Annotated in this window: 30 protein-coding genes; 6 read left to right on the forward strand and 24 right to left on the reverse strand. The window is 48.1% G+C overall.

All coding sequences use genetic code 11. The annotated features are described in order from the left end of the window. Positions 1-23: 23 nt before the first annotated feature. From A7975_RS30850 to ald, 13 genes are all read right to left on the reverse strand, one after another. The gene (locus A7975_RS30850) at positions 24-452 is read right to left on the reverse strand and encodes a stage V sporulation protein AB (protein ID WP_053376715.1); all 429 of its coding nucleotides are present in this window, start codon (positions 450-452) and stop codon (positions 24-26) included. Continuing rightward, the gene (locus tag A7975_RS30855; protein ID WP_053376716.1) at positions 445-1,095 is read right to left on the reverse strand and encodes a stage V sporulation protein AA; all 651 of its coding nucleotides are present in this window, start codon (positions 1,093-1,095) and stop codon (positions 445-447) included. Before A7975_RS30855 ends, A7975_RS30850 begins: the two co-directional genes overlap by 8 nt. 116 nt (positions 1,096-1,211) lie before the next feature. Beyond that, positions 1,212-1,967 carry an RNA polymerase sporulation sigma factor SigF gene (sigF, locus tag A7975_RS30860; protein WP_053376717.1) on the reverse strand — a complete coding sequence of 252 codons (756 nt, stop codon included), beginning with the start codon at positions 1,965-1,967 and terminating at the stop codon, positions 1,212-1,214. 19 nt (positions 1,968-1,986) lie between these two features. Then, positions 1,987-2,433, reverse strand: a complete 447-nt coding sequence (gene spoIIAB / locus A7975_RS30865; RefSeq protein WP_053376718.1) for an anti-sigma F factor — start codon at positions 2,431-2,433, stop codon at positions 1,987-1,989. After that, positions 2,430-2,783, reverse strand: a complete 354-nt coding sequence (gene spoIIAA, locus A7975_RS30870; protein ID WP_053376719.1) for an anti-sigma F factor antagonist — start codon at positions 2,781-2,783, stop codon at positions 2,430-2,432. The genes spoIIAB and spoIIAA overlap by 4 nt, the downstream gene beginning before the upstream one ends. Before the next feature lie 251 nt (positions 2,784-3,034). Continuing rightward, positions 3,035-4,243, reverse strand: a complete 1,209-nt coding sequence (locus A7975_RS30875; RefSeq protein ID WP_065387721.1) for a D-alanyl-D-alanine carboxypeptidase family protein — start codon at positions 4,241-4,243, stop codon at positions 3,035-3,037. A gap of 154 nt (positions 4,244-4,397) precedes the next feature. Next, positions 4,398-5,729, reverse strand: a complete 1,332-nt coding sequence (locus tag A7975_RS30880) for a pyrimidine-nucleoside phosphorylase (protein ID WP_065387722.1) — start codon at positions 5,727-5,729, stop codon at positions 4,398-4,400. 37 nt (positions 5,730-5,766) lie between these two features. Next, positions 5,767-5,925, reverse strand: a complete 159-nt coding sequence (locus tag A7975_RS33415) for an aspartyl-phosphate phosphatase Spo0E family protein (RefSeq protein ID WP_141680465.1) — start codon at positions 5,923-5,925, stop codon at positions 5,767-5,769. A 110-nt stretch (positions 5,926-6,035) separates the two neighbouring features. After that, positions 6,036-6,875 (reverse strand): purine-nucleoside phosphorylase, encoded by an 840-nt coding sequence (locus A7975_RS30885; RefSeq protein WP_065387723.1) that lies wholly within the window; start codon positions 6,873-6,875, stop codon positions 6,036-6,038. Positions 6,876-6,934: 59 nt separating this feature from the next. Next, a complete protein-coding gene (deoB, locus tag A7975_RS30890) occupies positions 6,935-8,110 on the reverse strand; it encodes a phosphopentomutase (RefSeq protein ID WP_065387724.1) in 1,176 nt (391 codons plus the stop codon). 45 nt (positions 8,111-8,155) lie between these two features. Then, positions 8,156-9,046, reverse strand: coding sequence for a site-specific tyrosine recombinase XerD (gene xerD / locus A7975_RS30895; protein ID WP_065387725.1), 891 nt, complete (start codon positions 9,044-9,046; stop codon positions 8,156-8,158). A 115-nt stretch (positions 9,047-9,161) separates the two neighbouring features. Next, entirely contained in the window at positions 9,162-9,395 is a 234-nt protein-coding gene (locus A7975_RS30900; protein ID WP_053376724.1) for a YqzK family protein, read from the reverse strand. 77 nt (positions 9,396-9,472) lie between these two features. Beyond that, a complete protein-coding gene (gene ald / locus A7975_RS30905) occupies positions 9,473-10,615 on the reverse strand; it encodes an alanine dehydrogenase (RefSeq protein WP_065387726.1) in 1,143 nt (380 codons plus the stop codon). 258 nt (positions 10,616-10,873) lie between these two features. On the opposite strand from ald, the gene A7975_RS30910 reads away from it, so the two are divergent. Further along, positions 10,874-12,037: a S8 family peptidase gene (locus A7975_RS30910; RefSeq protein ID WP_082198571.1), complete on the forward strand. Its 1,164-nt coding sequence runs from the start codon at positions 10,874-10,876 to the stop codon at positions 12,035-12,037. A 56-nt stretch (positions 12,038-12,093) separates the two neighbouring features. Here A7975_RS30910 and fur read toward each other — a convergent pair whose 3' ends face one another. The 3 genes from fur to A7975_RS30925 form a co-directional block, all read right to left on the reverse strand. Further along, positions 12,094-12,567 (reverse strand): ferric iron uptake transcriptional regulator, encoded by a 474-nt coding sequence (fur, locus tag A7975_RS30915; RefSeq protein WP_053376727.1) that lies wholly within the window; start codon positions 12,565-12,567, stop codon positions 12,094-12,096. A 92-nt stretch (positions 12,568-12,659) separates the two neighbouring features. Beyond that, positions 12,660-13,286 (reverse strand): stage II sporulation protein M, encoded by a 627-nt coding sequence (spoIIM, locus tag A7975_RS30920; RefSeq protein WP_255314623.1) that lies wholly within the window; start codon positions 13,284-13,286, stop codon positions 12,660-12,662. A gap of 591 nt (positions 13,287-13,877) precedes the next feature. Next, positions 13,878-14,369, reverse strand: coding sequence for an NUDIX hydrolase (locus tag A7975_RS30925; RefSeq protein WP_483295942.1), 492 nt, complete (start codon positions 14,367-14,369; stop codon positions 13,878-13,880). 168 nt (positions 14,370-14,537) lie between these two features. Between A7975_RS30925 and mciZ the strand changes: the two genes are divergently transcribed. Continuing rightward, a complete protein-coding gene (gene mciZ, locus A7975_RS35560) occupies positions 14,538-14,702 on the forward strand; it encodes a Z-ring formation inhibitor MciZ (protein ID WP_082198572.1) in 165 nt (54 codons plus the stop codon). 131 nt (positions 14,703-14,833) lie between these two features. Here the strand turns inward: mciZ and A7975_RS30930 are convergent, their stop codons facing one another. Further along, positions 14,834-15,967, reverse strand: a complete 1,134-nt coding sequence (locus A7975_RS30930) for a M20/M25/M40 family metallo-hydrolase (RefSeq protein WP_053376729.1) — start codon at positions 15,965-15,967, stop codon at positions 14,834-14,836. Between the two features lie 96 nt (positions 15,968-16,063). Between A7975_RS30930 and prli42 the strand changes: the two genes are divergently transcribed. Then, positions 16,064-16,165, forward strand: coding sequence for a stressosome-associated protein Prli42 (gene prli42, locus A7975_RS34420; RefSeq protein WP_169081880.1), 102 nt, complete (start codon positions 16,064-16,066; stop codon positions 16,163-16,165). Here the strand turns inward: prli42 and lipB are convergent. The 5 genes from lipB to lpdA all read right to left on the reverse strand — a co-directional run bounded on the left by lipB (position 16,157) and on the right by lpdA (position 21,865). Beyond that, positions 16,157-16,858: a lipoyl(octanoyl) transferase LipB gene (lipB, locus tag A7975_RS30935; RefSeq protein ID WP_053376730.1), complete on the reverse strand. Its 702-nt coding sequence runs from the start codon at positions 16,856-16,858 to the stop codon at positions 16,157-16,159. The genes prli42 and lipB overlap by 9 nt on opposite strands. 17 nt (positions 16,859-16,875) lie before the next feature. Next, positions 16,876-18,201 (reverse strand): dihydrolipoamide acetyltransferase family protein, encoded by a 1,326-nt coding sequence (locus tag A7975_RS30940; protein WP_065387728.1) that lies wholly within the window; start codon positions 18,199-18,201, stop codon positions 16,876-16,878. Positions 18,202-18,323: 122 nt separating this feature from the next. Next, on the reverse strand, positions 18,324-19,307 hold the full coding sequence (locus A7975_RS30945) for an alpha-ketoacid dehydrogenase subunit beta (RefSeq protein WP_053376732.1): 984 nt from the start codon (positions 19,305-19,307) through the stop codon (positions 18,324-18,326). Beyond that, positions 19,307-20,341, reverse strand: coding sequence for a thiamine pyrophosphate-dependent dehydrogenase E1 component subunit alpha (locus A7975_RS30950; RefSeq protein ID WP_053376733.1), 1,035 nt, complete (start codon positions 20,339-20,341; stop codon positions 19,307-19,309). The genes A7975_RS30945 and A7975_RS30950 overlap by 1 nt, the downstream gene beginning before the upstream one ends. A 96-nt stretch (positions 20,342-20,437) precedes the next feature. Further along, positions 20,438-21,865 carry a dihydrolipoyl dehydrogenase gene (gene lpdA / locus A7975_RS30955; protein WP_065387729.1) on the reverse strand — a complete coding sequence of 476 codons (1,428 nt, stop codon included), beginning with the start codon at positions 21,863-21,865 and terminating at the stop codon, positions 20,438-20,440. 208 nt (positions 21,866-22,073) lie between these two features. On the opposite strand from lpdA, the gene A7975_RS30960 reads away from it, so the two are divergent. After that, positions 22,074-22,367: a DUF2627 domain-containing protein gene (locus A7975_RS30960; RefSeq protein WP_065387730.1), complete on the forward strand. Its 294-nt coding sequence runs from the start codon at positions 22,074-22,076 to the stop codon at positions 22,365-22,367. An 83-nt stretch (positions 22,368-22,450) separates the two neighbouring features. Here the strand turns inward: A7975_RS30960 and coaD are convergent, their stop codons facing one another. Continuing rightward, on the reverse strand, positions 22,451-22,927 hold the full coding sequence (coaD, locus tag A7975_RS30965) for a pantetheine-phosphate adenylyltransferase (RefSeq protein ID WP_053376736.1): 477 nt from the start codon (positions 22,925-22,927) through the stop codon (positions 22,451-22,453). 135 nt (positions 22,928-23,062) lie between these two features. On the opposite strand from coaD, the gene A7975_RS33885 reads away from it, so the two are divergent. Together A7975_RS33885 and A7975_RS30970 are read left to right on the forward strand one after the other, a co-directional pair. Beyond that, on the forward strand, positions 23,063-23,230 hold the full coding sequence (locus A7975_RS33885; RefSeq protein ID WP_141680466.1) for a mechanosensitive ion channel protein MscL: 168 nt from the start codon (positions 23,063-23,065) through the stop codon (positions 23,228-23,230). 271 nt (positions 23,231-23,501) lie between these two features. Then, positions 23,502-24,722: a GNAT family N-acetyltransferase gene (locus A7975_RS30970; protein WP_065387731.1), complete on the forward strand. Its 1,221-nt coding sequence runs from the start codon at positions 23,502-23,504 to the stop codon at positions 24,720-24,722. A 110-nt stretch (positions 24,723-24,832) separates the two neighbouring features. Here the strand turns inward: A7975_RS30970 and spo0A are convergent, their stop codons facing one another. Beyond that, entirely contained in the window at positions 24,833-25,645 is an 813-nt protein-coding gene (spo0A, locus tag A7975_RS30975; RefSeq protein ID WP_053377862.1) for a sporulation transcription factor Spo0A, read from the reverse strand. Positions 25,646-25,891: the final 246 nt, after the last annotated feature.

Below are 25,891 nucleotides of genomic sequence, written 5' to 3' on the forward strand. Positions count from 1 at the left end.
TCCGTCACCTCGTCGTTTATAAGCTACCACTGAAAAACAAGCCAATCGAATAGAGACCCAAGCGTTTTCCCCAGTACCATCGCCATTACAAGTCCAACCATGTAAGCCGATAGATTCATCCTTTTGGCCAAAATAGGAAGAACGTTCATTACCTCCGTCAGCGCGGCGGCCAGCATGCCGACAAACATGCCATCGATTAATCCCGCACCGCTCAAAAAAACGCCGGAAGGCAGCATTAATCGCCAATTCATAAAATCTGCGAACGTCCAATATAACGAGCCGCTAATAACCGCCGTCTCAAACCATACCGACATGCGGTAAGCATTGGCCACCTGTGCCAGGCGCGGAATCAGATCAAGCACGATTAGCAGTGCCACCAGTCCGCTGCCTACCGCAAGACCGCCTGCCAAACCAAGCAGAGCGACAAAGACGTTGGATAATGTATTAATCATGCTTGTTACCATTTGTCTGGTCGTAATCCGACTTTTTGCGCATTTCATCAGCAATGACGTAGGCATTCACGTTTTCCTGATACATATATAGCTCGACCTCAAGGGGATTCGGCTCCTCATTGAACCGTTTGCGGAACAGGTGATTGAAAAACAGCACCATTCCAAGCCCGATTCCGAGCGAATAAGGGATTTGAAACCATAGCGGATGCTCCGTTCGCTTCCCGGTAATCAGCTCAACAATCCGAATGTGAACCTCCTTCATGCTGACGTCCGTATGGAAGTTCATAATGGCGAGTCCCGCTCCAAAAAATAAGAGCAGCCACGCAAAAACGAGCACCGCAATTCGCGGCTTAACCGGCTTCTCCGCTACCATGACCAGTACCTGAGGATCTCCATAAGCTTCAACCGTCAAATCCGGCACCATCTGCCTGATTGCTTTGACGATCTGCAGCAGGTCGATCACGACGCGGTTGCCGTCTGCGCTTTTGTGCTCGTACAGAACAAGCTCCTTCAGCCGTCTCTCAAGCACATCATCTTCAGCTAGAAGCCTGGCTGCCTGCCCCAAAGAGACCCGTTGATTCGGTTTCGTATAGATTCGTTTTTTCAAACGCAGATAGAGGACCGAATGCTTGGATGTTGCCATCTGTCAGCTTCCCTTCTGCATATAGGCTTTGGTGTTTGTTTCCCTTTTAGTATGAGAAAAGGAGGATTCGGATACTCATTGAATATGAGGTAAAAAATAGAAAAAACCAAATCGCCTCAAAGGGCGATTTGGTCTCTGATGGACTGCAGTATTTTTTTCTCTAGCCGTGATACTTGCACCTGTGATATTCCCAGCCTGCTGGCTACTTCGGATTGCGTCTTGTCTCGATAATAACGCAAATACACGATTAACCGTTCGCGCTCGCTCAGACCTTCGATGGCTTCAACCAGCGCTAGCTTGTCGAACCACCGATCCTGAGATTCATCCGCTATTTGATCCATCAGTGTGATGGGGTCGCCGTCATTCTCAAACACCGTTTCGTGAATGGAGGTCGGAGGCTTATTCGCTTCCTGAGCGAAAACAACGTCCTCAGGCGTAATGCCAAGCCGTTCCGCAACCTCGCTAATGGTTGGCAAGCGACCTAACGTTTTGGACAGCTCATCCTTCATTTTACGCACCTTATTGGCGGTTTCCTTGAGGGATCTGCTGACCTTCAACGTACCATCATCGCGCAGGAACCGCTGAATTTCCCCAATGATCATCGGCACCGCATAAGTGGAAAACTTTACATCGTAGGACAAATCGAATTTGTCTACTGACTTTAGCAATCCGATACAGCCGATTTGGAACAAATCCTCGGGCTCATAGCCACGGTTGATAAAACGCTGCACGACCGACCAGACAAGCCGGATATTGCACTGTACGAGTGTATCCCTTGCAAGCGTATCGCCGGACTGACTTAACGCAATAAGCCGCTTTACTTCTGCGTCATCCAAGTATGGCTGGGCCGTCTGCTTTAGATTGACATCCATGAGGTTCAACCCCTATACGCTAATTGTAGAGCGCTTTTTTCGATTCGATTCTCTTCAGCATCGCTACGCGAGTTCCGCCATCCACCCTACTCGAAACCTCGAAATGGTCCATAAAGTTTTCCATGATCGTAAAGCCCATGCCAGAGCGCTCTAGCTCCGGCTTCGACGTATAGAGCGGCTGACGAGCCAGCTCAAGGTCTTCAATCCCTTTGCCGCTGTCCGATACGGTGATGGAGACGGAATCGCCCTCGATTTTCGCCTCGATCGTTACGCTGCAGGAAGAATCGCTCTCGTAGCCGTGAATAATCGCATTCGTCACTGCCTCAGACACAGCCGTCTTCAAATCGTTCAGCTCCTCGAGCGTCGGATCAAGCTGTGACACAAATGCAGCGACCGCAATTCGTGCGAAGGCTTCGTTCTCCGAGCGGGCGCTGAAGGAAAGCGTCATTTCATTGGAACCGTTCATGACACCACCTCCAAACTGGAAATTGCGGTACGTTCGTTTTCGTGAATCGTCAATATTTTGAATAGGCCCGACATCTCGAATAAGCGATGGACATTCGGATTTACGTCACAAACGACCATTTTGCCGCCCTTGCTCTTCACTTGCTTGTACCTGCCCAGAATAACGCCAAGTCCGGAGCTATCCATAAATTGCAGCTCCTTCAAGCTTAGGATGACATGCTCGCTGCTGCCCCGAAGAAGAGCCTCTTCCATTTTATAGCGCACGACATCGGCTGTATGGTGATCCAGCTCTCCCCGAAGCCTCACGATCAGCACATTGCGGTATTGCTCCAATTCTGCTTGCAGACTCATTATGCTGTTCATCTCCTCTAGGTTTTTTCAAACATAAGAAAGAATAAGCCAAACGTTATTTCCCTTCCTTACATTTCCACCGTGCAACGTTTGCTGGTCTTCAAGCTACAAGATACAAACGATTACACTTGCCGAGATAGAACTAGCAATTCTCCGCCGCGGCAACCATTTCCTGCATGCCGACAAAACTAGAAGCATACCGCTAACAGCTGACAAAAAATGCGCTGTAATCTAGAAGAAACCGTACACTATTAAGCAAACAACCCGGAGAAGGAACGTTTCAACAGTTTCCACCAGCCCGCCCGTTCAACCGAGAGCGGCGCATCCACATCAAATTCCTTGAGCACCTGATCGCCTTGATAGACGACAAGCTTGCCGATTGGCTGCCCGATCTGGACCGGAGCTTTGAGAGGGCCGTTAATTTTCAGCTCGTAGCGGATATCCTTCGTTTGGCTGCCTTTTTTAAGAAGCACGCTGTACGCATGCTTAGCAACAAGCGGGAGCTCTGGTGCTACGCCCTTCTCAATTTTCAGCGTCCCCATCGATTCGCCTTCCTTAATGATCGAATGGTTCATATATTGCGCGAATGTGTAGTCAAACATCTGGGATACTTCCGCGTTTCTCGTTTTGGTGTCCGGCTCGCCCATTACGACTGCGATGACGCGCATGTTATCGCGTTTAGCCGTAGCGGACAAACAATATTTCGCTTCGCTCGTGAAGCCCGTCTTCAGACCGTCCGCACCGCTATAAAAACGAACCAGCTTATTCGTATTGACAAGCCAGAAAGGCTTTTCCGACGATTTGCGCAAATAATCCTGATACAAGCCAGTATATTTAGTAACTTCCGAATGCTTGAGCAGCTCCCTCGACATCACCGCAATGTCATGTGCCGAGGAAAAATGATTCGCAACCGGCAAGCCGTTTGGATTGGAAAACTGCGTATCGTTCATGCCGAGCTGCCGCGCCCGCTCATTCATCATCGCTACGAATTGCTGCTCCGTGCCAGCCAGCTTCTCTGCCATGGCGACGGAGGCATCGTTGCCTGAGGCAAGCGCTATCCCTTTAATCATATCGTCAACGCTCATCTCTTCTCCCGGCTCAAGGAAGATTTGGGAGCCGCCCATAGAAGCGGCATACTCACTTGTCTGTACCTTATCAGACAGCTTGATTTTTCCGTCATCAAGCGCCTCCATAATGAGAAGCAGCGTCATAATTTTCGTGATACTAGCTGGCGGAAGCTTATCATGGCTATTTTTTTCATAAATAACCGTCCCGCTATCTGCATCCATTAAAATGGCGGAACGAGCCGATGCCGCCAAATTGGCGGAAGGCGATTGATTCGGAGCTGATGGCTTGGGCCCTGGGGCCGGTGTTGGCTCCACAGCGGCAAACGCGGCCGCCGGAAGCGCAAGCGCAAATGCGAGAATTAGTATACATAGCTTGATAGAACGATTTTTCAACGAGATCTCCTCCTGAATTTTATTGCGGCACACTTCGCTTATATTTCTCTTTTTAGTGTTGACTCTTAAGTTGGAAATTATTCCATTAGCTAGACGGAAATGGACAACAAAAAAATCCGCCCCATGACTGGGACGGATTTTTGAATTTTATAAGTTAGTTATAGCGAGTAATACCATCCGCCGTAATAACGGATAACAACAGCGGACGCGCCGCTGGTTGATTTGCTTGAATCGTATACGCATGGCGAACCCGTTCAGCGACCTCTCTCGCCGATTCATTCGCTTCCCGAACATGGAGGAGCGCAAGCGTCTCGCCGGATTCCACGGAATCGCCAACCTTCTTGCGAAGCGTAACGCCTACCGCATAATCGATCGTTGCGTCTTTGGTTGCTCGTCCTGCTCCAAGCAGCATGGCAGCAAGGCCTAGCTGCTCCGCTTCAATCGCATTGACAAAACCAGAGGAAGCTGCCGTTACCTCAATAATTGCAGGTGCTTGCGGCAGCTTCGAAAAATCATCGACAACTGCTGCGTCGCCGCCCTGGGCAGCCAAAAATGCTTTGAACTTCGCTAAGGCTGCTCCGCTTTCAATCTGGGCGCGCAGCAGTTCCTTCGCCGTTTCCACGGAATCTGACTTCCCGCCTAGCACAACCATATGGGCACCTAGTGTCAAACAAAGTTCCGTGAGATCCTCCGGTCCGTTGCCTTTAAGCGTATCAATCGATTCCTGAACCTCTAGCGCGTTCCCTATCGCAAAACCAAGCGGCTGATCCATATCGCTGATAACTGCAGCCGTATGTCGGCCAACTTCGGTACCAATGTTAACCATCGCTTGAGCAAGCTGCTCAGAATCCTCGAGCGTCTTCATAAACGCGCCGCTGCCCGTTTTTACATCGAGCACGATCGCATCAGCACCCGCGGCAATCTTTTTGCTCATAACCGAGCTTGCAATAAGCGGAATAGACTCCACGGTAGCTGTAACGTCGCGGAGCGCATATAGCTTCTTATCTGCCGGCGCAAGATTCCCGCTTTGGCCGATAACAGCTAGTCCAATCTCATTTACCTGTGTCATGAACTTCTCGCGCGAGAGCTCCGTCCGAAAGCCTTCGATAGATTCAAGCTTATCGATCGTGCCGCCGGTATGGCCTAAGCCGCGTCCGGACATCTTCGCAACGGGAATGCCAACCGAAGCGACTAATGGCGCAAGAATTAACGTTGTCTTATCGCCAACGCCGCCCGTACTATGTTTATCCACTTTAATCCCGCTGATTGGACCGAGATCAACCTGATCGCCAGAATTAGCCATTGCAAGCGTCAGCGCCGCTGTCTCCCTTGGCGTCATTCCTTGGAAAAACACGGCCATCGCCCATGCTGAGAGCTGGTAATCCGGTATGTCGCCGCGAGAGTATCCGTCTATCAAAAATGTTAACTCCGAAGCGGTCAGCTCGCCGCCATCTCTTTTCTTCTGAATAAGATCTACCGACCGCATAGTTCCCTCTCCATTCGCCTGCCCGTTATTGATTTGTTTATAACGCGCGTCGTTCCCTTTGCACCTGGACAATAATCTCATCAAGAGATTGGCTTAGCACGAGCACGTCCAAATGCTGAAGGCTTTCATTCAATAGAGCAGCTTCAATCATCTTTTTACGCAACTGCTCCATCTGCGTGATTAATTGCTTGTCCATGGGCTTTGTCCACTCCATCTTTCTTTAATCATGGACATTATACGACGAAACGCAAAAAAACACTGTCATATTGAGTCGACGCAATTATTACAATTGTGTTACAAAAAACATTACATAGCAGCAATTAACGCGTTAACTAGTCCCAAAAATTGGGACTTGACGCGTTCAGTTGTTTCCATGACCTCAGCATGCGACAACGGTTGATCCAAAATACCCGCGGCCATATTGCTTATACACGAAATGCCAACTACTTCGATTCCCGAATGGCGCGCTGCAATGACTTCGGCAACAGTCGACATTCCGACAGCATCAGCACCGATTACTCTCAGCATTCGAATTTCTGCAGGCGTTTCATACGTTGGTCCAAGAAGACCCGCGTACACCCCTTCGCGAAGCGTAATGCCTTGTGCTGTTGCAATATCGCGAGCGATTGCGCGCAGACGCTTGCTGTAGGCTTCGGACATATCAGGGAAACGAACGCCAAGCTCATTGTCATTTGGACCAATCAAAGGGTTTTTGCCTGTCATATTGAGATGATCGGAAATCAGCATGAGATTGCCCGCTTCATAATCCGTATTCACGCCGCCAGCTGCATTTGTAACGAGCAATGTTTTGACGCCAAGCGCCTTCATGACGCGTACCGGAAATGCGGTCAGCTCCGGGCCGTATCCTTCATACATGTGAAAACGTCCGCGCATTAGAATTACTGTTTTACCGGAAAGCGTTCCGATCAGCAGCTCGCCTGCATGACCTTCAACCGTAGAAATCGGAAAGTGCGGGATATCTTGATATTGAATCGTCACAGCACTTTCCAAATGATCGCCTAATACGCCAAGGCCTGAGCCCATAATCAATCCGATTTCTGGTCTTTGCTCCGTTTGTGCCTCGATAAAATTTGCCGCTTCTTTAATATGTGCTGCAGTTAGACCTGCTGCTGTAATCGAACTCATTATAATTCCTCCTAAGGTAAATGCCAGATTGTAACTAGTGCTTCCTAAATTTCTTGAGATTATAGCTCGGACAAAAAGCTTGTCCCGTTCGGAGGTGCTTGCACACCGAAGTTTTCGGCGATCGTCGCCCCAAGATCAGAGAAGGTCGAACGGATGCTAAGCTGACGAGGCTGCTTAAACGATGGGCTATACAATAAAATAGGAACGTATTCGCGCGTATGATCCGTACCTGGATGAACGGGATCATTCCCGTGGTCAGCGGTTACGATCAATAAGTCCCGCTCGCCTAGCTGACTCTCCAATTCGGGAACGGCAAGATCAAATTCCTCCAAAGCAGAGGCATAGCCAACTGGATCACGGCGATGCCCGTATAGCGAATCAAATTCAACTAGATTTGTGAACAGCAATCCTTTGAATGGCTGCTTTAGCTGCTCAATCGTTTTTTCGATGCCGTCAACGTTGCTTTTGGTCGGCAAGGAGGCTGTAATGCCTTCTCCATCAAAGATATCATTGATTTTCCCGACTGCAATCGAATCGAAACCGGCGTCCTTTAATGCGTTCAAAACAGTAGGCTGAGGCGGCTTCACCGCATAATCATGACGGTTCGGCGTACGTTTGAAATCGCCCGGCTTGCCTAAATAAGGCCTTGCAATAACGCGGCCAACCGTAAAGCGGTCATCCATCGTCAGCTCTCTCGCGATTTCGCAAGCGCGGTACAGCTCATCAAGCGGGATGATATCCTCATGCGCCGCGATTTGAAAGACGCTATCGGCCGATGTATAAACGATCCATGCCCCGGTCTCCATTTGCTCTGCTCCGAGCTCATCCAAAATGTCCGTGCCGCTCGCGGGTTTGTTGCCAATCACTTTGCGGCCTGTGCGTTCCTCGAACGGTCCCAGCAGCTCAGGCGGAAAGCCCTCAGGAAAAGTTTGGAACGGAACGGTTAGTTCAAGTCCCATCAGCTCCCAGTGGCCAGTCATCGTATCCTTGCCAACTGACACCTCGGCCATTTTGCCATAATAAGCAGCCGGAGCCTCTTCTGACGGCTTCCAATCATGAATGGACGCTATACGGTCCAATCCCCATCTACGCAAATTCGGAAGCTTTGTTCCAGGCACTCTCTCTACAATATGTCCAAGCGTATGCGAGCCCACATCCCCAAATGCAGCTGCATCAGGAAGCTCGCCTATTCCCACGCTGTCCAAAACGATAACGGCAATACGATCAAATTTCATATGTATAATTCCCTCCTCTGTAGGTGGATGCATCTCGCTTGCTCATTAAGCTCGCGGATGCGCACGGTTATAGGTTTCCTTCATGCGCGTTTTGGGAATCTGCGTATACTTGAGCGTTGTCGAAATGTCCGCATGCCCAAGCAGCTCCTGCACCGCACGAATATCCGCGCCATTATCCAACAAATGTGCCGCAACCGAATGCCTAAGCGTATGAGGCGTAATCTCCTCCGCAATCCCGGCTTCCTTTGCATGCTTCTTAATCGTCTTCCAAAATCCTTGCCTTGTCAATCTCGTGCCCAAATGATTTAGAAATAACGCCGACTGCGACTCTCTCAGCGAAGTTAGTTCATCTCTGCCCGACTGCAAATAATCCGTTAATGCTTCAGCGGCTAACCTTCCGAACGGAACGAGCCTCTCCTTCTGGTTCGTGCCAATGCACTGCACAAATCCAAGCTGCATATTAATATGCTCCAGATTAAGCGATACAAGCTCAGTAACACGGATGCCTGTTGCATAAATGAGCTCCAGCATCGCTCTATCCCGCTTGCCAGCGGCGCTTGCACTGTTTGGCGTTTCAAGGAGTGCGCTCGTGTCATCGACGCTCAAAATGCTCGGAGGTTTTTTCTCTTGCTTCGGCGCTTCCATATAAATGGACGGATTATTCACTATAATCCCTTCCGTTATTAAATAGTGAAAAAAGGCACGCACAGAAACAATATGGCGTGACAGCGTCGCAGCCTTCCTTCCCTGTTCCTTCAAATGCAGCATATACCTTGAAATATGATGTCTCTGCACATCGGCAATCTCTATTAGACCAAGCTCTTGCACATATGAAATAAATTGATTCAAATCCCGTTCATATGATGAAAGAGTATTTGCTGACAACCCTCTCTCCAAGCGTAAATATTGAATATAACGATTTAAATGAGCTTTCATTGGACTTCCTTTCACATATGGCACGTTTCTGACAGGTTTATTTCTACAAAACAATTCAACATTCGACGCCAAAAATCCTGCTTTCAGCAATATTCCGTATCAGCTGTCTGGCCCATTATTCCCCGTACCAATAAAACCAGCGCAATCGGTCAGCGGCGTTTTTGCTGTCTGGCGAGTCTGGGTCGGTCACAAAAACTTTAAGGGCAGCACCTTTAGGCTCCCGATAAGGATGAATGGGAGATATCGCATCTGCAAGCCAGCGATAGCCGCCTGTAACAGCTAATAGCAAAACAGAAAACACAATGATAAAAAAAATACGGCTCGTCCATCTCCGAATTGAAAAAACCATACAAACCAGCCTCCTTATGATGCCAATACGAATGTCCATCCGTATCACCATATGAGGAGGCTTATCCGAATATGCCATTAACCCTGCAAGCTGTCGTAGGAAACACTGTCCAACCATTTCTCAAGCGGCGTGAACGGCAATTGAACCGCATTCGCGACCGGCTCGTAGGTTACGCTGCCTGCGTGCGTATTTACCCCTTTTTGCAGCGGAATGCTTTTGCGTACAGCTTCCATGCCATGATTTGCAAGCTCCAGCGCATATGGTATCGTGACATTCGTTAACGCAAACGTTGAAGTACGAGGCACAGCGCCAGGTATGTTAGCAACAGCATAATGAACGACGCCATGCTTCACATAGATCGGGTCTTTGTGGGTCGTCGGTCGGTCTACGGTAGCGATCGAACCTCCTTGATCAACGGCAACATCTACGATAACCGACCCTTTCTTCATGTTTTGCACCATTTGCTCCGTCACCAGATGCGGAGCTCTCGCGCCAGGTATAAGAACGGCTCCAATCAACAAATCCGCTTTGGATACCTCTTCGGCGATATGATAGGGGCTTGACATCAACGTGCGGACTCTGCCTCCGAAAATATCATCCAAATACCTCATCCGATCCGCGCTTCTTTCTAAAATGATCACGTTTGCCCCCATGCCAAGGGCAATTTTCGCAGCGTTTGTCCCGACTATGCCCCCGCCAATGATAACAACCTCCGCAGGCGGTACGCCAGGCACTCCGCCAAGCAGGACGCCTCTGCCGCCATTAAAAGCTTCTAAAAATTGCGCGCCTACTTGAACAGACATTCGGCCTGCAACCTCGCTCATCGGCGTAAGCAGCGGCAGGCTGCCGTTTGCGAGTTGAATCGTCTCGTAGGCAATACCCGTTACGCCTTTACTAACCAGAGCCTTTGTCAACTCAGGCGCTGCTGCCAAATGCAAATACGTAAATAGGAGCAGCCCTTCCCGAAAATAACCAAACTCCTCGGATAGCGGCTCCTTTACTTTCATCATCATTTCGGCCCTCGCCCATACTTCTGAAGCCGTGCTTATCAGCTCTGCTCCTTCGCGCTCATAGTCGCTATCCTCAAAGCCGCTACCGCTTCCTGCTCCCGTTTCAACGAGTACTTTATGACCAGCCGCAACCAGCACCGTAACGCCTGCAGGGGTCAATGCTACGCGGTACTCGCTTTGTTTAATTTCCTTCGGCACACCTACAATCATGACTATTCCTCCTCCTGCGCAATCCTCTTTTTAATAACGCCATAAACATTCTCTTTCTATGTTGTATGAACGATCGGCGCGGAATGATCGTCCTTTCTTAACCCTTTTTGCGGAAAATATAACCCGAACGCAGGCATCCTCTCTATGCTTTGTTATATTTCAAAAAATATGTGTGATTCTGGCTATTACCCATGCGAAATCAATGCTTCTACCATAAACTGGTTAAGAAAAATGCCATCATAGGGGGTTCTTTGTCCATTGTCTGATCTTAAAGCCTTATTAAAAAGCTGTGCGACATGTATGCCTTCTAAGCATACTTATCGAAAGCTGATAACGTTTCGTTCAGCGAAAGCATATAAGCGATGCCTAAGGCAACTGAAGGAACTCGGAATCAAACCATTCAAAACGGTTTCACGCTGCCGGATTATCGGCTGCCATTTTCATAAAAGCATTTCCTGGCATGACTTAGCTAATCATCCCCAAGTCAAGCTGATCGAAAAAGATTTCAAAATCCGCGCGCACGGTGCGATCACAAAGCGTAAGAGAATCAAGCTCAAGGGACGTTCGATTCCATTGCTGACGCCTGCAACGACGCCGGCACTGCTAACTTGGAACATAAGCAGCATTAAAGCACCCGAAGCTTGGGCAACTACACGCGGAAAATCGATTAAAGTCGCCATCATCGATTCCGGCATCGCCAGTCACCCGGATTTGCGAATAGCAGGCGGAATTAATACCATTAATGGCGGTTCATATGCGGATGATAATGGACATGGTACCCATGTTGCTGGCATTCTAGCTGCTGCAGGCAAAAGCGGAAAAGTAACGGGGACTGCTCCGGAGATAAGTTTATACGCGGTCAAAGCGCTCGATCTATACGGTGATGGCTTTGTATCTGACATTGTTGACGGCATCAACTGGTGCATCACGAACAAGATGCAAGTCATTAACATGAGCTTTGGCATTCTTGACTCTAATAACAGCGGTACTCTTCATGATGCGATCAAACGAGCAGCCAAGCAAGGTATCGTCATGGTTGCCTCAGCGGGTAACTCCGGTAAGTCTAGCAAGCAAATAGACGTACCTGCTTCCTTTAAGGAGACGATTGCTGTTGCCGCTTCTACTAAAGCGAATAAAGTGGCTGGCTTTAGCAGCAGAGGCAGAGGAATCGGGTTAACAGCGCCTGGTGACAGCATTTTGTCCACGTGGCTGAACGGCAAGTACATGACTCTCTCTGGAACCAGCATGGCATCTCCGCATGTTGCAGGCGGCGCCGCGTTGCTGCTGGCGGGCAAACCAGGCATAAGCGCTCGAGCAATCAAAAAAAGGCTGCGTTTGCGGGCATTCAAGCTTAAAAAATTCAAATCGCGCTCGCAAGGCGCAGGGCTTTTGCAGCTGGATCGCATTTTTAAAAACATTTGATGCCAATAAAACGCCAAAACGGCTTGCCGTCCAGTTATGCTGGGCAGCCAAGCCGTTTAAGATTGATTTTCAGTTGGGTTTGCGATATCATTTTTTTCTTTGCAGCGACGGCATATACCTTGAAAATCTAGGCGATGGTCAACTACAAAAAATCCGTATTCCAGCTCAAGCCGCTCCTCGAGTGGCAAAAGCCAGTCTTCTTTGATCTCGTCCATTGAGCCGCATTGCACACATATTAGGTGATGATGGTGATGCTTGTTGCTGTCCGTACGCAGATCATACCGCGCTACACCGTCGCCGAAATTCAATTTTTCGACAACATGCATTTCGCTTAGCAATTCCAATGTCCGATAAACCGTTGCAAGCCCGATTTCGGGAGCTTTATCCTTTACTAGCATGAATACATCCTCAGCGCTTAGGTGGTCGTCTTCATTCTCAAGCAAAACACGTACCGTTGCTTCCCGCTGCGGGGTTAATTTGTAGCCCTGCGACTGCAACTGTTGTTTAATCTTCTCAATCCGGGCTTCCATGATTTCCCCCCTACCACATGACTGCGCCTATTTCAGGAAACGTTTCCTTTCATTATAGGTGCTAACCTGTAATAAAGTCAAACATTTTGGTGTCATATCGTGGCGTTACCGGACGAAAGAAGAGGGGAAACCCAGGCAATTAGAGTTGGTGAAATATAGGCTTCAAGCAGCGCCGCTCCGGCAAAAAGGATCAACATGAGCATAGCGGTCGACGTAAAGGAGCCTAGCTGAGGGGCAAGCTCGCCTGTCTGGCGAAACAGCCTGTTTTTGATCACAAAGATAGAGAAGGAAATGGCGGCAGCGCTCGTTATAATCATCGCCGGAACGGCAATTAAGTTTTGAGGCGCGATCGACACCAGCGAGAAAAGAACGCCCTTCCATGCATATTGATTGATTAGCGTACCCACCGAAAAACCAACCAGCGCACCTTTTAAGAAATTAAGCGCAAGCACTCCCGGTATTCCGACAACGGTGATGCCGAGCACCCACAATACAAGCAGCCATTTGCTATGGAAAAAAAACCGTTCCCAGAATGAATGCGCTTCTCCAATTCCGGCGCCATCATTCATCAGCTGTACATACTGATCTACATCCTGGGCAAGCTCCTGCTGTTGCTCGAGCGTAAGCGCGTTGACCATGAGTGCGCCAAATATGGCGCCTACCACAAACAATACCGACACGAAAACATACAGCGATAGTTGATTTTTGATGACGCTCACCAATCCTTTCAGCTACTTTAAACCCCTGCCCTTTTGAAGGGTTTCTACTATGCCTTCAAAGGTTTTATTTTATAGAAAATTTGGATTGAAGCTTAAAACCCTTTGCTTCGGAACCCAAAAGCCTTAAAGGCGTTTCAAACTTTTTCAAATCGGATCAAACCTTTTATCAAATCGCTTCAAACCTTTTCGAACCCACCCAAACCCTCCCTTCCAAGGGAGGGCCCCAAGGGTTGCACCCTCTGGACACCCGCAATTGGACTAACGTCGAAGGGATAGAGATGGGTGTGAGCATGGACTGCCTAGGAGCTTTCGTCCCTTCGGGACACGCTGGAAGATTGTGCATGAATAAGGATTAATAAGCCTTGGTGATTGTTTGAATGACAAATTGAACTAATAATTAGGTTTATTTAACAAAGTTGTTTGAAAAGGTGTTATAGAGGTTTAAAAATTAGATCAATACAAATTTAGTTAGTTAGCATACATAACTAATGATTTTGGAGATATGGTTTTACGCATAGGTTGTCTTACTAGTGTATTGTATGAGGGGGTTTAGAGGGGTATGACGGGTTTGTTGAGGGAAGACAAGGTCGGCTAAAGCCGACCTGTCAGATTGTATAGTTTCCATGCGTAGACAGCTAGAATCGTTTTGGCGTCGCTAATGCGGCCTTCTTGTATGTAAGCTTCGGCTTGCTCGAGAGTAATCGCTTCTACCTTTAGATCCTCATCTTCATCCGGATTTTGAACGCCCTGCTCGACTTTGTCCGTGAAATAGATGTATAACTTCTCGTCAGCAAAGCCAGGCGAGGTGTAAAAAGCGCTTAGCAGCTTCAGGTCATCTGAGCGATAGCCTGTCTCTTCTTCCAGCTCGCGGGCTGCTGCGGTAAGCGGGTCTTCGCCGGGATCAAGCTTGCCTGCCGGGATTTCGATTTGAAATTTTTCAAGCGGCTTGCGGAATTGCTCGACGACGAGCAGCTTGCCATCCAATAACGCCATAACGGCTGCGGCACCTGGATGTTTTACGATTTCTCTTGTAGCGGTTCTGCCATCAGCTAGAGCAACGGTATCTACCTGAAGCGTAATCATTTTGCCTTCAAAAATAGGCTCGGTCTTAATCGTTTCCTCGCGCCATAGCGCAGCTGGCTGTTGTTCTTCCAATCGTGATCGCTCCTTTTTGTACTGCATGCTTATTGCGCATAACTTGTCCTGCACCTGCATAACTATCATTATATCAAATTGACAGGGGCGAATAATATGAAACAATATGTAGCGGTTAATCATTTGCGATTAGTAGGTAAAGGCTGGGAAATCCGTCATCAGCTGCGCAAGCTGTCTGCTTCTTCCCTTTCCAGAACTCCGATGTCCGAATATACGAATGTCATCAGCGTGCGCCGCCTTCCTCTAGACAAAACGAATTAATCAGCCTTCTACATTTAAAAATGATTTTTAGACAAAAAACCCTCCATCCGCCATCAGCTTTAGCTGAACAATGGGATTGAAGGGCTTTCTGTCATGTAGCGGCAAAGCATGCCGCGAGAGCAGCGCTTTTGTTATTCTACAGTCGCCGCTTGTTTGATGATTTCTACGACGAGCTCGGTCGTTTTGACCAAATCTTCCACTTTAATTTGCTCTTTTGTCGTATGGATATGCTCATAGCCAACAGCCAAATTGACGGTAGGAATGCCTAGCCCGTTAAAGATATTCGCATCGCTGCCGCCGCCGGAATGGAATGTGCGAGGCGTGCGACCGATCGCAACTATCGCTTTTTTCGCCAGCTGTACGACGGAATCCTCATCATCATATTGATAAGCCGGGTAAATAATTTCGCTCTCCAGCTCGCCGCGCGCTCCAAATTCCTCTGCTGCGCTCTCCACTGCTTTGCGCATCGCTTCGATTTGGCTGTCCAGCTTATGCTGAACAATACTTCTTGCCTCTGCATCCAGCTTCACGTAGTCACACACGATATTTGTAGCGCCGCCGCCCTCGAACCGGCCGATGTTCGCTGTTGTTTCATTATCAATCCGGCCAAGCGGCATTCTTGCGATCGCTTTGGCAGCGACCTGGATCGCGCTTATGCCATCCTCTGGATTCACGCCTGCATGTGCAGAACGGCCATACATTTTGATCGTTACTTTAGCTTGCGTTGGCGCTGCTACCGCAATATCTCCGATTGCTCCGTTGGAATCCAGCGCATAACCGAACTTCGCTTCCAGCTTCGATGCATCAAGCGAGCGCGCCCCTAGAAGACCAGACTCCTCGCCAACTGTAATGACGAATTGAATGCGGCCATGAGGTATTGCTTGCTCCTTCACGACACGTATCGCTTCAAAAATGGCGGAAATGCCTGCTTTGTCGTCGGCGCCAAGAATAGTCGTGCCGTCGCTTCTAATATAACCGTCCGCATCCAGCTGCGGCTTAATGCCAACGCCTGGCGTTACGGTATCCATGTGGCATGTGAAGAAAATCGTCGGCGCAGCAGCATCCGCACCCTCTGCTTCCCAAATCGCAAACAGATTGCCTGCCCCGTGCCCCGTTTTCGCTGCGGCATCATCCTCGCTGATTTGCAAGCCCAGCGCTTCGAACTTTTGTTTGAGCACGCGGCTTATTTCCTGCTCATGCTTTGTCTCGCTATCTATCTTCACTAATTCCATGAATTCATTTACCAAACGATCTTTTTCAATCATTAACGTTTCCTCCGTCCATTACTTTCGTATACAATAGAGTAAGTGACAAGCTATCATTAAGCTGTTATGTTCTAAATCATGAAAGGGGTTTTCCAAATGCGCAGACAACGATTGATTCGAATTGTTGCCATTTTGCTCGTATCCGCACTCGTGTTATCGTCCTTGTTAGCAGGCCTTGGATCGTTATTTCTATACTAGGTCCATTTGACATTTAAATTCTTTGACAAAATGAGGGAGCAACTGCTTAGCCGCTTCCTCAACCGATAGCTCAAGCCCCGTCAAATCATTGAAGGAAGTCACGCCGAATTGCTGAATGCCGCAAGGGACGATTCCGCTAAAACCTTCTGCTGCAATCCCTGATTTGATGTTGAGCGCAAATCCATGACTCGTAATAAAGCCCCGCCGATGCCGGGCTTTATTAAATTTCACCCCGATAGCCGCAATCTTCTGATCCGCTACCCATACTCCTGTATATTCCGGTTTTCTGCCCGCCTCTATACCATACTCGGCTAGCCAATTAATAATGACTTGCTCCAAGCTGCGCAAATAAGCATGCAAATCAAGTCCCTCCGCTTCCAGATAAAGCAGCGGATAGCCAACTAGCTGTCCAGGCCCATGATAGGTAATATCTCCGCCGCGGTCGATCTGGAACAGCGTAATGCCTTGCTCCTTAAGCTCCGCTTCATCCAGAAGCAAATGTTCAGGATGCTTGTCAGAGCCCATCGTATAGGTAGGCGGATGCTGAAGAAGGAGGAGCGTCTGCATGCGCTCCTCCTGATCAATTTGCTTTACGTATGCTTTTTGCAGCTCCCACGCCTGCGCGTATTCGAGCATGCCTATATAGTGGGCGTCCAGCCGTCTTAAGCCATTTGCGTTATCCGCGTCAGACATGATGGTGTTCCCCTTTTCTAATACAATTTGCTTTCTAGGTTAAAGCTCTCCAAGTTATCCTTCACGCGCTGCAAGAAACGTCCGCAAATAACGCCGTCCAAAATCCGGTGATCCAGCGATAGGCACAGATTAGCCATTGAGCGAACCGCAATCATGTCGTTAATGACAACCGGGCGCTTAACGATGGACTCGAACGTCAGAATCGCTGCTTGCGGATAGTTAATGATCGGATATGACAAAATCGAACCAAACGACCCTGTATTATTGACCGTGAACGTTCCGCCTTGCATATCGGACAAGGTCAGCTTGCCTTCCCTAGTCTTACGTGCAAGCTCCTCAATTTCTTTGGCAAGCCCGGCAACGTTTTTGTGATCGGCATTTTTGATAACGGGCGTAAGAACGGAATCCTCCGTACCAACGGCAAGCGCGATATTGATATCCCGCTTCACGATTATTTTATCTACCGCCCACATGGAGTTCATAATAGGCACATCTTTGATCGCATTGACGACTGCTTTGAGCAGGAAAGCCAAATAAGTCAAATTGATGCCTTCGCGCTTCATGAAATCATCTTTAAGCTTGTTGCGAAGAAGAACTAGATTCGTTACATCCACTTCAATCATCGTCCAAGCATGCGGAATTTCGCTCACGCTCTGCCTCATATTGCGGGCAATCGTATTACGGATTGGCGTTACATCAATAAAGTTATCGCCTCGTCCAGCTCCCGTTGCGCCCTCCACCTCGATTTTTGGAAATCTAGGCGTTTCCGTCAAATGCAGACCGGAGGAACGAACCTGTGCAGCCGAGTCGACCGTATGCGGTGCTGGCGCAGCAGCGTTTCCGCTTGCCGCATTGCTTGTCTTGCCCGCTCCGGATGCAACGTAAGCGAGTACGTCCTTGCGCGTAATCCGACCGCCAAGACCCGTTCCAGGAACATCGGTCAAGCGTATCGCATGCTCTGCTGCAAGCTGCTGCACAGCCGGCGAGAATCGGTTGCGCATAGGCGCGTCTTCCGATGCGATCTCAGACGGTGGTGCAGCGGAAGCAGCTCCTGCTGCTTGGGATTGTGCCGGTGCGTCTCCAGATGGAGCCGCTGAGCCTTCGACTTCGATGATGCAGATTGGTGTTCCGACCGGAACGGTCTCACCTTTGCCAACCAAGATTTGGACAAGCTTGCCCGCTACTGTTGAAGGCAATTCCGCATTCACTTTATCCGTAATGATTTCACAGACAGGCTCGTATACGTCAACCCAATCACCTGGCTGCTTCAGCCATTTATCAATTGTAGCCGATACAAGCGATTCCGCAAGCTGCGGCACGACGATTTCCGTCATTGTTTTCATAGTTCACATCTCCCTACTGGCCCAAGGCGTAAACGGCTACCGCCGTCCTCTGGCGGCGCAGCATACGTTTCGCGGTGACATATAAGCCTCGTATAAAATCAACACTTATACTTTCTTATATTTTAATAAAGTGCTAGTTGCCGCATGGCTTCTTTTACTTTTTCTTTGTTAAGCATAAAAAATTTCTCGCCCGGCGGGTTAATCGGCATTGCCGGCACATCCGGCCCGCAAAGGCGCATGATCGGAGCATCCAGCTCATAAAGCAGCTCTTCAGCGATAATTGCAGACACTTCGGCTCCTACGCCGCCCGTCTTGTTGTCCTCATGAATAATAAGCACCTTGCCCGTTTTGCGAACTGCCTCAAGAATCCCCTCTTTATCGAGCGGTTGAAGCGTACGCAGGTCGAGAATATGCGTGCTGATGCCCTCGCCTTCAAGCTCGGCTGCAGCTTGTTCTACAAAGTGAAGCGGAAGACTGTAGCCGATAACGGTAATGTCTTCGCCCTCGCGCAGTACGTTAGCAACTCCGATTGGAACGATGTAATCGTCATCCGGAACTTCACCCGTAACAAGCTTGTAGCATTTTTTATTCTCAAAATAAAGCACCGGATCAGGGTCGCGAACAGCGGCCTTCAGCAAACCTTTCGCATCGTAAGCCCGATAGGGGGCAACGATCTTTAAGCCAGGCGTCCCGAAAAACACGGATTCTGGACATTGTGAATGGTATAAACCACCAAATATACCGCCGCCGATCGGCGCGCGGATTACGAGCGGACATGTCCAGTCATTATTCGAGCGGTAACGTACCTTTGCCGCTTCGCTAATGATTTGATTGGTTGCCGGGAACATGAAGTCGGAGTATTGCATTTCTGCGATCGGCTTCATGCCATACATTGCCGCACCAATCGCTACGCCCGCTATTGCAGATTCCGCAAGCGGCGTATCGAGCACTCGAGACTCGCCGAACTGATCCTGCAGCCCCTTCGTGGTCGTGAATACACCACCTTTAAGGCCAACGTCCTCACCAAGCACGAAGACATCGTCATCTCTTTCCATTTCTTCCTTCATCGCTTGGCGAATTGCATCAATATATTCGATTACTGCCATTATTCCCTGCCTCCTTGCTCAGCATCATCCGCATACACGTGCAGCAATGTAGATTCCGGCGTCGGGAATGGCGCTTTATCGCCATATTCGGTAGCCTCGTCAAGCAGCTTGCGTATTTTCGCTTGCAACTCTACATCGAGCTCCTCTGACCAAATACCGCTGTCAATCAGGTACTGCTTATATTTAGGTATGCCGTCTTTCGCACGATTGGAATCAACCTCTTCTTTCGTACGATAAGCGAGATCGTTATCTGATGTGGAGTGAGGCGAGATGCGGTACATAAGCGCTTCAATCAGCGTTGGACCTTCGCCCGCGATTGCGCGCTCACGCGCTTCCTTAACGACCCGGAACACTTCAAGCGCATCGTTTCCGTCAACCTGATAGCCAGGGAAGCCATAGCCGAGCGCACGATCAGCGACCGTACCGGCTAGCTGCTTATGGATAGGTACGGAAATGGCATATTGATTATTTTCACACATAAAAATGACAGGCAGCTTATGTACGCCTGCAAAGTTACAGCCCTCATGGAAGTCGCCTTGATTGCTCGATCCTTCTCCGAAGGTAACAAAGCTGACTAGCGGCTTGTTTTTCATTCTTGCTGCAAGCGCAATGCCTACCGCATGCGGAACCTGAGTCGTTACCGGGCTTGAACCCGTTACGATGCGAAGCTTCTTCGAACCAAAGTGGCCAGGCATTTGGCGTCCGCCGGAATTTGGGTCCTCCGCCTTCGCGAACACTGACAATAACAAATCGCGCAGCGTCATCCCTACGGAGAGGACAAAGCCATAGTCCCGATAATAAGGCAGAAAATAATCGTTATCGCGATCAAGCGCGTAAGCTGCCGCTACTTGAGCGACCTCTTGGCCTACACCGGATACGTGGAAATTGATTTTACCGGCGCGCTGCAGCAGCAGCATTCGCTCGTCAAACTTGCGTGCCGTCACCATCGTTGCATACATATCAATTGCTTGCTCATTGCTGAGCCCGAGTTCCAAATGACGAACATTTTGCCCAGTAGATGCAGGTTGGGTCATAAGGTGTTCCTCCTTTTACGTACTATTATAACCTGGTACTAAGACTTGATCATATACATTATAACTCCATTTGTTCCAAAAAGAAAACAGTCTTGCTTAGAACGAAATCGCTTTGCCGTCAACAGCCAGCATAGCTTCGCCCAGCGCCTCTGCTAACGTCGGGTGCGGATGGATCATTTGGCCGACTTCCCAAGGCGTTGCATTAAGCACGCCAGCCAGCGCGGCTTCGGAAATAAGATCCGTCGCATGCGCTCCAATCATATGGACGCCAACGATATCGTTTGTCTTGCGATCGGCAATTACCTTCACGAAGCCGTCCTTCTCGCCAAGCACAAGCGCTTTGCCAATCGCTTGAAAAGGAATTTTGCCCGTCTTAATGTCATGCCCTTTCGCGCGAGCGCCGTCCTCAGTTAAGCCATACGATGCAATCTCTGGCCGTGAGTAGATGCATCTAGGAATCAAATGCGCCTCGATGGCAGCCGGCTTCTGGCCGCTAATATGCTCCGCCGCGATTAAACCCTCATGGGCAGCAGCATGCGCTAGCTGAACGCCGCCGATTACATCGCCTATTGCGTAAATATGAGGCTCGCTCGTTTGCCCGAATGCATTTACCTCAATCGCGCCATTAACCGTGCGAATATCTGTATTTTCAAGGCCGATTCCTTCAACGTTTGGCTGACGCCCAACAGAAACGAGCAGCTTCTCCGCATTCAGAACGACATCACCGTCCTGCGTGGCAGCTACAATGGAAACCTCGCCGTTTTCGCCTTTATATTGATCCGTTTGAAGCTGAACGCCTGTCAGAACGCGAACGCCGCGTCCCTTAAGCACTCTGGTCAGCTCAGCGGAAACCTCCGTGTCTTCGCCAGGCAGCAAGCGGGAGCCTGCTTCCACCAGCGTCACCTGAACGCCAAAATCCTGCAGCAGCGACGTCCACTCTACTCCGATTACGCCTCCGCCTACAATAATGATGGATTTAGGAAGCTTGTCCATCACAAGCGCCTCATCGCTAGACAAAATATATTCACCGTCCGGCGTCAAGCCCGGCAAATGACGCGGTCTGGAACCAGTCGCAATAATCAAATTGGTTGACACGACGGATTCCATTTCTCCATCCGGCAGCTCAACAGCTAACGAGCCGCTTTTTGGCGAGAAAATGGAAGGCCCAATGACTCTGCCCTTGCCTTGAATAATCTGGATGCCATTTTTTTTCATTAAGCTTTGTAGTCCACGGTATAACTGCTCTACCGTTTGATCCTTACGTAGCTGGACTTTATCATAATCGAGTGAAATAGCTCCTTCTGCAACTTGAATGCCGTATGAGCTCGCCTCGAGAAGCGTTGAATATACCTCCGCGCTGCGAAGCAGCGACTTGCTTGGAATACAACCTTTATGTAAGCATGTGCCTCCGAGCTTATCCATTTCGACTATCGCTACCGACTTGCCTAGCTGAGCTGCTCGAATCGCAGCTGTATAGCCGCCAGGGCCGCCTCCAAGAACTGCTACGTCCACCTGTATAGCCATAACTATCATTCCCTTCATAATTGCCTTCAATATATGCTGGTGAAGCCTGTTCTTTTTTTGCCCAATCGCATTGTAACATGACATTCATTCCTATTGTACCTGTTTTTACCCGCGATGGCATCGTCCTTTTACGAAATAGACACTATCCGCGTAAAAAGGTATGATAGAGCTAACTGTATATTTTGACCGATAAGGAGACACCGTATTTATGAAATTAGTTGCTGCCCGTTTTATCGCAATCCTCATGCTTGTAATTCCCGGTCTGCTCGCTTGCTTTGGTTTTCTCAAAATGAAAGATTCCGTCTTTGTTTATTTCTCCGATTTCGGAAATGAAGCCATCACTCCCGATTTTGATTGGCTGAAATTTCTGCTCGGATTTATTATGTTTGCCGCAGGCGCTGGGTTTATCGCTGGCTGGACCTTTTTCCGCGATCGCAAACGAAACTATGTGGCACCGCGCTTTAAGCAAAAACGCCCACGTCCGCCTAAGCCTCAGAGCTAATACGATTATGTGTGATATTACTTCTTTAGCGTATAAAACCGCAGGCACGGATCCCATTTGATCCTCGCTCAGCGGTTTTTTTGTTAATCCTCGTATTCAAGCATTTTCATATACGCTTTAGGCACCATGTACGAAGCAGCCAGCTCTGTCTTATCGGACATCAGAAACATTCGGACAAGTGAGCTGCTCGTTTGCATGTAATGCGTGTAGGGAGACAAATAAATCGTATCAGCCATCGTCGTATTACGAATGTATTGCTCAAGCTGAAGCTCATATTCGAGATCCGTTGCATTGCGTATACCCCGAATAACAACGTTGATATCATGCTCGTTAATGTAATCCGCTACGATGCCCTCATACGGGATAATTTGAATTTTTTCATCCTGCGGTACAGACAAAGCGACAAGCTCCGTCCGTTGGTCTATCGTAAAATGATGCCTCTTCGACCTGTTATTGGCGACGATAATATGAACCTCGCTAAATAGTTGGAATGCCCTCTCGATTACCGATACGTGTCCAAGCGTAATGGGGTCAAAGCTACCTGCATACACAGCTCTCATCTAATCACCTCGAATGGTTTAGTTTACATTGCGATAACGCTTTTCGTATAAAATTACAATTCGCACTATTTCATTTTATCATTCCGTAATACAACTTCACTATGATTAGAACATCAAAAGAAACGAGGTGCGCAAATGAAAATCGTGTTCGACGTTACCGTAGACGGTAAAGTAAAAGAAACTATTCAACCGCAAAGCCAGCGCTTAAATGAAATTCGCAGCTTTATCAAAACGGAAGCATCCGGTCTAATCCAAAAATACGGCAGCAACGTTTATATAAACCGCAGAGTGGTTTACAACTGAGGCATCCTACGATAGCCTTTTTTGTTTTAGCGAAGAGAACTGAAATGACCAACTCGAGCTTAGCTCCCCTCCAACCATGCCTCGTATAATCATCCTTAATTTAAGTAACTTTAGCTTGTAAAGTCAAGTTTTCTTCCCACTCGCCCATCTAATTATAAGTATTACATGAATAATGTCACTTGGTCCCGCTCACTCCGAGGGCCTGATTTGTTCGTATTCCAGCTGCATGGTAAACTGTTGGATATGCTTGAATAAATGGAGGTAATAACCGATGAGTCGCCGGAAATTGCAAGATAGACTCAAGTTGAAAAATGTAGAAACCGTACATGGCGAGCAATTCAACAATTTGCTGCGTTATGTTTTTCAAGTAACCAACCGCGATTTGCAAACCTTCGGCTGGGAAAATAGGGAGATAGCGCAATCCAAGATTCCGGTTCTCAAGCATGCTGACGTTCTGGGCTGGTTTGATGGCGAAAAGCTCATTTCACAGCTTGCCGTTTACCCGTTCCAAGTGAACATTTTTGGACACATTTATGATATGGGCGGACTAACCGGCGTTGGAACCTACCCTGAGTATGCCAATTTGGGATTAATGAATAAGTTGATGCTTACGGCTTTAAGTAAAATGAGGGATCGGAGGCAGTCCATCTCGTACCTCTATCCGTATTCCATCCCCTATTATAGACGCAAGGGCTGGGAGATCATTTCCGATAAAATCTCATTTGAAGTTCCTGATACCCAATTGCCAAAGCTCAAAAACGTGCCGGGCAACGTGGAACGCGTAACAATTGAGCATCCTGATATTAAAACGATCTATAAGCAGTTTGCACTGCTTCATCATGGAGCTATGCTGCGCAATGAGCTTGCTTGGGAAGAATATTTGCGTTGGGATCTCGACGATATGACTGTAGCGATTTACTATGACAGCAGTGATACGCCAATGGGTTATCTGCTGTATTGGATAGCTGAAGAAATATTTTATATCAAAGAGATGGTTTACATTATTGAAGAGGCTCGGACAGGGCTATGGAATTTTATCAGCGCCCATTTCTCCATGATCACGCTTGTCAAAGGGGACATCTATAAGGATGAACCGCTTGCTTTCCTATTAGACGATGGGGATATTAAGGAAACCATTGCCCCTTACTATATGGCACGGATAGTGGATATCGTTTTGTTCATTGAGCAATATCCGTTCTTGAGTCAAGAGAAGGAATGCAGGCTCGTTATGAACCTGCATGATCCCATGCTGGAATGGAATCAAGGTATATTCACCTTAACGGTTGATACATCCGGCAAAGGAACCTTGCAGCAAGGGGGCCTCGACGCAACCGTTGTCATCGACATCCCTACGCTCACTACCATGTTAATGGGTTACAAGCGACCAACTTACCTCGCTCGCATCGGACGGATGCAGGCTAATGACGCCTCTATCCGCATGCTTGAGCAGCTGATTCATCAGGAGCATCCGTATTTTTCGGATTATTTCTAAAAATAAAAATACCACTTATTTACGGTTTGAAGTAACCAATAAATAAGTGGTATTTTTTATTTTTGTTTAGAAGTTTATTGGATAAAACAAATCCGCTAATCTTCCCCCTTTCAGCTGACTTTATGCTCAATCCGCAGCTTATCAGCCACCATTGCGATAAACTCGCTGTTAGTAGGCTTCGATTTGCTGATGTTGATTGTGTAGCCGAACAGATGAGAGATGCTGTCGATGTTGCCGCGTGTCCATGCCACCTCAATGGCGTGGCGGATAGCGCGTTCAACGCGGGAAGGCGTTGTTTTGAATTTTTCGGCAATGGCCGGATAAAGCGTTTTTGTAATCGCACCCAAAATTTCGATGTTGTTGTAAACCATCGTAATGGCTTCGCGCAAGTATTGATACCCTTTAATATGAGCAGGCACTCCGATTTCATGAATGATGCTCGTAATATTGGCATCCAGGTTTTTGCCTTTGGCGATTGGCACTACATTAGACTTCAAGGAGGAGGAGCCAGTCGTAAAGCTTCCCGTTGAGGAATACGTAGGATTGCCAACGAGCTGACGAATCCGATTTGCTAAAATATCCATGTCAAACGGTTTCAAAATATAATAAGACGCACCGAGTTGTACCGCTTTCTGAGTGATGTTCTCTTGACCGAATGCGGTTAACATAATAATCTTGGGCATTGGAGATATGTTAATTTCCTTCAGACGCTCAAGAACACCTAGTCCGTCTAAATGAGGCATAATAATATCAAGGATAAGAACATCTGGAACCTTTCTTGTTTCCTCCAAATGTCTTAGAACCTCTTCTCCATTATACGCGACACCACTTACACTCATATCACTTTGTTCGGATATGTATTCCGATAACAGGTTAGTAAATTCACGGTTGTCATCTGCTAATAATACTTCGATCTTATGCAAGTTGTAGTCCTCCCTTAAATGATGTTGATGTTTTTCGCTCACTAGTTGTCTGCTTAAAGTTTTCGACATGTGAAGTTGAATTCCTCCTGTCGAAAATTATTTTTCTTTATTTTTTTACTGCGTTTCGATATAATTAAAAATTTATTACAGTTACCGATTCCGTTCGTTCTTCTTCGACAAAATTCATCGCTGATTTGTACTGCCGCGCGTTTTTTAGTTTAATCGAAAACATAATAAAAACGTCTG

This window comes from Bacillus sp. FJAT-26390 (assembly GCF_001682865.1).
Classification (GTDB): Bacteria; Bacillota; Bacilli; order Paenibacillales; family Paenibacillaceae; genus Pristimantibacillus.

Excerpts from the sequence above, each read along its gene's own strand:
- A7975_RS30850 (WP_053376715.1), bottom strand. The coding sequence starts at position 452 with ATGATTAATACATTATCCAACGTCTTTGTCGCTCTGCTTGGTTTGGCA.
- A7975_RS30855 (WP_053376716.1), bottom strand. The coding sequence starts at position 1,095 with ATGGCAACATCCAAGCATTCGGTCCTCTATCTGCGTTTGAAAAAACGA.
- sigF (WP_053376717.1), bottom strand. The coding sequence starts at position 1,967 with ATGGATGTCAATCTAAAGCAGACGGCCCAGCCATACTTGGATGACGCA.
- spoIIAB (WP_053376718.1), bottom strand. The coding sequence starts at position 2,433 with ATGAACGGTTCCAATGAAATGACGCTTTCCTTCAGCGCCCGCTCGGAG.
- spoIIAA (WP_053376719.1), bottom strand. The coding sequence starts at position 2,783 with ATGAGTCTGCAAGCAGAATTGGAGCAATACCGCAATGTGCTGATCGTG.
- A7975_RS30880 (WP_065387722.1), bottom strand. The coding sequence starts at position 5,729 with ATGCGGTCGGTAGATCTTATTCAGAAGAAAAGAGATGGCGGCGAGCTG.
- A7975_RS33415 (WP_141680465.1), bottom strand. The coding sequence starts at position 5,925 with ATGGACAAGCAATTAATCACGCAGATGGAGCAGTTGCGTAAAAAGATG.
- A7975_RS30885 (WP_065387723.1), bottom strand. The coding sequence starts at position 6,875 with ATGAGTTCGATTACAGCAGCAGGTCTAACTGCAGCACATATTAAAGAA.
- deoB (WP_065387724.1), bottom strand. The coding sequence starts at position 8,110 with ATGAAATTTGATCGTATTGCCGTTATCGTTTTGGACAGCGTGGGAATA.
- xerD (WP_065387725.1), bottom strand. The coding sequence starts at position 9,046 with ATGAAAGCTCATTTAAATCGTTATATTCAATATTTACGCTTGGAGAGA.
- A7975_RS30900 (WP_053376724.1), bottom strand. The coding sequence starts at position 9,395 with ATGGTTTTTTCAATTCGGAGATGGACGAGCCGTATTTTTTTTATCATT.
- ald (WP_065387726.1), bottom strand. The coding sequence starts at position 10,615 with ATGATTGTAGGTGTGCCGAAGGAAATTAAACAAAGCGAGTACCGCGTA.
- fur (WP_053376727.1), bottom strand. The coding sequence starts at position 12,567 with ATGGAAGCCCGGATTGAGAAGATTAAACAACAGTTGCAGTCGCAGGGC.
- A7975_RS30925 (WP_483295942.1), bottom strand. The coding sequence starts at position 14,369 with ATGATTACGCTTCAGGTAGATACCGTTGCTCTAGCTGATGGCAGAACC.
- mciZ (WP_082198572.1), top strand. The coding sequence starts at position 14,538 with ATGAAACAATATGTAGCGGTTAATCATTTGCGATTAGTAGGTAAAGGC.
- A7975_RS30930 (WP_053376729.1), bottom strand. The coding sequence starts at position 15,967 with ATGATTGAAAAAGATCGTTTGGTAAATGAATTCATGGAATTAGTGAAG.
- prli42 (WP_169081880.1), top strand. The coding sequence starts at position 16,064 with ATGCGCAGACAACGATTGATTCGAATTGTTGCCATTTTGCTCGTATCC.
- lipB (WP_053376730.1), bottom strand. The coding sequence starts at position 16,858 with ATGTCTGACGCGGATAACGCAAATGGCTTAAGACGGCTGGACGCCCAC.
- A7975_RS30940 (WP_065387728.1), bottom strand. The coding sequence starts at position 18,201 with ATGAAAACAATGACGGAAATCGTCGTGCCGCAGCTTGCGGAATCGCTT.
- A7975_RS30945 (WP_053376732.1), bottom strand. The coding sequence starts at position 19,307 with ATGGCAGTAATCGAATATATTGATGCAATTCGCCAAGCGATGAAGGAA.
- A7975_RS30950 (WP_053376733.1), bottom strand. The coding sequence starts at position 20,341 with ATGACCCAACCTGCATCTACTGGGCAAAATGTTCGTCATTTGGAACTC.
- lpdA (WP_065387729.1), bottom strand. The coding sequence starts at position 21,865 with ATGGCTATACAGGTGGACGTAGCAGTTCTTGGAGGCGGCCCTGGCGGC.
- A7975_RS30960 (WP_065387730.1), top strand. The coding sequence starts at position 22,074 with ATGAAATTAGTTGCTGCCCGTTTTATCGCAATCCTCATGCTTGTAATT.
- coaD (WP_053376736.1), bottom strand. The coding sequence starts at position 22,927 with ATGAGAGCTGTGTATGCAGGTAGCTTTGACCCCATTACGCTTGGACAC.
- A7975_RS33885 (WP_141680466.1), top strand. The coding sequence starts at position 23,063 with ATGAAAATCGTGTTCGACGTTACCGTAGACGGTAAAGTAAAAGAAACT.
- A7975_RS30970 (WP_065387731.1), top strand. The coding sequence starts at position 23,502 with ATGAGTCGCCGGAAATTGCAAGATAGACTCAAGTTGAAAAATGTAGAA.